The 3,683-nt window shown below is 68.2% G+C and carries 6 protein-coding genes; 4 read left to right on the top strand and 2 right to left on the bottom strand.

Annotated features, from left to right (window positions below; genetic code table 11):
• Both VGR06_RS02275 and VGR06_RS02270 read right to left on the bottom strand, forming a co-directional pair.
• A partial coding sequence (locus VGR06_RS02275) for a hypothetical protein (RefSeq protein WP_327557236.1) occupies nucleotides 1–1,010 on the bottom strand: 1,010 nt, incomplete at its 3' end.
• 52 nt (nucleotides 1,011–1,062) lie between these two features.
• Nucleotides 1,063–1,302 (bottom strand): hypothetical protein, encoded by a 240-nt coding sequence (locus tag VGR06_RS02270; protein ID WP_327557235.1) that lies wholly within the window; start codon nucleotides 1,300–1,302, stop codon nucleotides 1,063–1,065.
• A 165-nt stretch (nucleotides 1,303–1,467) separates the two neighbouring features.
• Between VGR06_RS02270 and VGR06_RS02265 the strand changes: the two genes are divergently transcribed.
• The 4 genes from VGR06_RS02265 to VGR06_RS02250 all read left to right on the top strand — a co-directional run.
• Nucleotides 1,468–2,298 (top strand): Scr1 family TA system antitoxin-like transcriptional regulator, encoded by an 831-nt coding sequence (locus VGR06_RS02265; RefSeq protein WP_327557234.1) that lies wholly within the window; start codon nucleotides 1,468–1,470, stop codon nucleotides 2,296–2,298.
• Nucleotides 2,288–2,470 (top strand): DUF397 domain-containing protein, encoded by a 183-nt coding sequence (locus VGR06_RS02260; protein WP_327557233.1) that lies wholly within the window; start codon nucleotides 2,288–2,290, stop codon nucleotides 2,468–2,470. The genes VGR06_RS02265 and VGR06_RS02260 overlap by 11 nt, the downstream gene beginning before the upstream one ends.
• Before the next feature lie 263 nt (nucleotides 2,471–2,733).
• On the top strand, nucleotides 2,734–3,174 hold the full coding sequence (locus VGR06_RS02255) for a DUF2550 domain-containing protein (RefSeq protein WP_327557232.1): 441 nt from the start codon (nucleotides 2,734–2,736) through the stop codon (nucleotides 3,172–3,174).
• Nucleotides 3,175–3,232: 58 nt separating this feature from the next.
• Nucleotides 3,233–3,683, top strand: a 451-nt coding sequence (locus VGR06_RS02250) for a glycoside hydrolase family 10 protein (RefSeq protein ID WP_327557231.1), incomplete at its 3' end; no start/stop codon positions are given.

Below are 3,683 nucleotides of genomic sequence, written 5' to 3'. Positions count from 1 at the left end.
ACCGGCGGTTTCGTGCCGCGCAGGGAAACCTTGATCTGGTACACCGGCGCGGAACCCTTGCGCCCCTTCGGCTTCGCCGGCAGCTTGCGGTTCGCGGCGCTCAGCAGCCGTGGCACCGGGCTCGGCGTGGCGAAGAGCGTGTCGCGGTGCGGTGCCTTCGGCTTGCCGGAGTGGGGAAGCGCGCCTATCCGGGACCGCAACAGCACGGCCAGCGTGCGGTAGTTCGGCAGCTCGGACTCGGCGAAGAGCGGATCGGCCAACCCCGTCCGCGCGTCCTGGTCGTCATGCACGGCCCGCGCGTCCAGGGCGTCCTCGACCAGCCAGCGGAACTCGGCCAGGTCCACGCTCTCCCCGGTGACCTCGACACCGCGCGTTGCGCCGGAAGCCTGTGCCTGCTCCAGGAGCAGCGGCAGTTGATCCAGGTCGGTGAGCGCGATGTCGGAGGCCGCGCCGCAATGGGTGTGGTCGACCATGACCACGGCCGTGTGTCCGTGCTCGTTTCGATGAAATGAGCAGGCAAGGATGGACGCGGCGCCCTCGGTGTCGGTGAGGTGCCAGCACTCGCCGGCCGTGACGGGTTCGCGCAACTCGGCGACCCAACCCGGCATCGGGACGGCGGCGTCGATGAGCCGGTCCGCGGCCGCCGCGGCGGCCTTGCCCACCCGGTCGCCCGCGACCGACGCGATGGCCAGCAGCAGGGTGAGCGCCGGTGTGGTCGCCTTGGCCTCGAACTCGGGGATGAGCCCACCGATCAGCGCGTCCTCGCCCCCGGCCACCTCGAACATGGCCACCAACGCGGCCGCGGCCAACTCAGTCTCCATCGGGTCAGTGGGCTCCGCTTCACCGAAGCCGCCCAGCATCTGGTCGACCAACTCCGGCACGTCGACGCCCTCACCGGAGCAGGCCGGGCAGTCACAGGGCTCGGTGTCGGCGAACGGGCCGGTCAGGACCCGTTGCCGAGCGATTTTGTTGCTCTTCTTGGTTTTCCGCCTACGACTCACGGGGCTCATCCGCCAAGTCTGCTCGGCTCGCGGCCAGCTGCCGGGAACCCCTCGCGGCGTGTCAGCCCTTGAATCCGCAAGGGTCATGGTCGGCTTGTTCCTGGGCGTGCAGCGCATCCATCTCACGGAGCGCCTCGTCGCCAACCCGGAGCAACTCACGCAGCGCCTCGGAGTCGATCTCGAACTCGAACGCCGGCGGCTTCCCGCACAGCACTCGTGTCCCGCCGCTGCCGTAGAGCTCGTACCTGATCGGGCAGCCGTCGTGGATCGCCACCCACGAGCCGAACGTCACGTCTTCCATGCTCCACTCCAGACCTTTGCACCCAATTGTCCGCACATTAGCTGATGCACTGTGCATCGGCATTTAACCGATCGGGTGATGTTCGGTCACGCGCTGCTTCAATAATGTTTGGGCATGTCTCCGAGGCCAGAGCAGACTCGCCGGAAGATCCTTTTTGGACGCTTCATGCAGATGCGGCGTGAGCGCTGCGACAAGCGATGGACTCCGGAGATGCTCGGCGAAGAGCTCCAGGTCGCCCGGACCACCATCACCAGGATGGAAGGCGGCTACACGGTGCCGGGCTTCCTGCTGATCCGTGCTCTGCTGGAGATCTACCAGGCAACGCCCGGTGAGCGCGCAGAAGCCGAGGGGCTTCGGGCGGCCGCCAAGGCCAGCATGGCCCGACTGGAGCACGGGGCCAACATGGTGGAGCAGTACCGCACCTTCCGCCGTGACGAAGCGGACGCCGAGCGCGTACGGACTCTGGACAACGTGATCATCCCGGGCTTCCTGCAAACCCCGGCTTATGCGGCCGAGATCTGGCGCGGAAGTCACCGGCTGAACCCGGCGGGCGGTGACGAGAACGGCTCCGCCGCGGAACGGCGGGAGCGTCAGGAGCTGCTCGATCGCGAGGACCCACCGCTCGCGCTGCACGCGTTGATCGATGAGGCCGCGTTGCGGCGCATGATCGGCGGGCCGGATGTCATGGTTGCCCAGCTAGACCACCTGCTTGCCGCTGGATCTCGGCCGAATGTGACGATCCAGGTACTCCCGTTCAGCCTTGGTGCGTACGGCCCGCTGACCGGAGCACTGGTGCTGCTCGACTTCGCCGACCCGGATGAGCCAGGGCTGGCGTACCTGGAATACATCGCTGGTGGTGAAACGGTGGAGAATGGAGACGGCGTGGCAACGCTCTCTGCTGTGTGGGAGGACGTCGCCGCTGCCGCTCCGTCACCACGACGGTCCAGGCAGATCATTCGGGCAGCGAGGGAAGCGATAGCAGGCCATGAGCACTGATCAGACCTGGCGCAAGAGCAGCCGAAGCGCGGCCGCGAACACGTGCGTCGAGTTATCCGTGGGTGGGACACGCACTAGGGTCCGGGACAGTAAGAATCCCACCGGGCCGGTCCTCAAGATCACCTTCGGGCCGTTCCTGGCCGCGATCAAGTCGGGCCGGCTGGGCGCCTGACGCGCGAGGGTTCAGCCGGGCTAATCACGAGAACGGCGTTCCGTGCGTTTTACCGCACCGCGTGTGACATTCACCGCATCGGGGGAACGTTGGGGCTGAAGTGGGTGCAAGAGGTCTCTTAGACTGCCTGGGTACCTCAGGCGTTTAGGGAGTTCGTGTTGAGCGACATGGCCGTCCGTTGTCTCGTTCCGGCGAGACTCATCGTGCGGCTCCGCGCCGCCGGGCCACAGGCCTGACGGACGGCGGAGCGGGTGGGAGCGGCCGTGGACATCAGCGTGGTGGTCGGAGCGCTCCTGGGCCTGGTCGCGGTCATCATGGCGTGTCTGGTGTTCCGCCGCCTGCGGCTGCTCCGTTCCGGTGGTGTGCACGTCGCGCTGCGCATCCGGCTCGACAAGTCCGGCAAGGGCTGGCATCTGGGCGTCGGCCGCTACGTCGGCGACGAGTTCGTCTGGTTCCGCGTGCTCAGCCTGCGCTCCGGCCCGGACCGGGTGATCCGGCGCAACGGCTTGGAGATCGTCGACCGTCGGGAGCCGGAGGGGCCGGAGGCCTACAGCATGCCGGCCGGTGCCCGGGTGGTCCGGTTCCGCAACCGCCGCGCGGGCACCGACGCCGAGGTCGAGCTCGCCATGGGGACGGACGCGCTCACCGGGTTCCTCTCCTGGCTCGAATCCGCGCCGCCCGGCCGACTTCCCTGGGCTTCCTGAATCGGTTAGTCGTTCACTGTCTATACAAGTAAGTCGTGAACGAGGCACACTGTCGCGCATGAAACTGGCCGTGATTCTCGCGCTGACCGCGACATTGCTGAGCGTTCCGGTGTCGGCGGCTGCGAGCACGCCGTCCTGCGACCCGCCCAATCCCGCGACGCCCAAGCGGCAACTGCGCGCCGAGTGGATCGCCAGCGTGACGAACATCGACTGGCCGTCCCGCCCGGGGCTGCCGGCGGCCGAGCAGCAGGCGGAGCTGGTGCGCTGGCTGGACGAGGCGGTGGCGCACCGGTTCAACACGGTCATCCTCCAGGTGCGGCCCACCGCGGACGCGTTCTGGCCGTCGCCGCTCGAGCCGTGGTCGGAGTGGCTGACCGGAACCCAGGGCCAGGACCCCGGCTACGACCCGCTCGGCTTCGCGGTCGCCGAGGCGCACCGGCGCAACCTCGACCTGCACGCCTGGTTCAACCCGTACCGGGTCTCGATGACCGCCGACCCCGGCCGGCTGA

Source organism: Actinophytocola sp. (assembly GCF_036002505.1).
GTDB lineage: Bacteria > Actinomycetota > Actinomycetes > Mycobacteriales > Pseudonocardiaceae > DASYTH01.
The sequence above is the reverse complement of the archived record's forward strand: the minus strand, read 5'-3'. Positions and strand labels throughout refer to the sequence as shown.

Bases quoted from the DNA above. Each gene is read 5' to 3' on its own strand.
- VGR06_RS02260 (WP_327557233.1), top strand. From the start codon at position 2,288: ATGAGCACTGATCAGACCTGGCGCAAGAGCAGCCGAAGCGCGGCCGCG.
- VGR06_RS02270 (WP_327557235.1), bottom strand. From the start codon at position 1,302: ATGGAAGACGTGACGTTCGGCTCGTGGGTGGCGATCCACGACGGCTGC.
- VGR06_RS02265 (WP_327557234.1), top strand. From the start codon at position 1,468: ATGCAGATGCGGCGTGAGCGCTGCGACAAGCGATGGACTCCGGAGATG.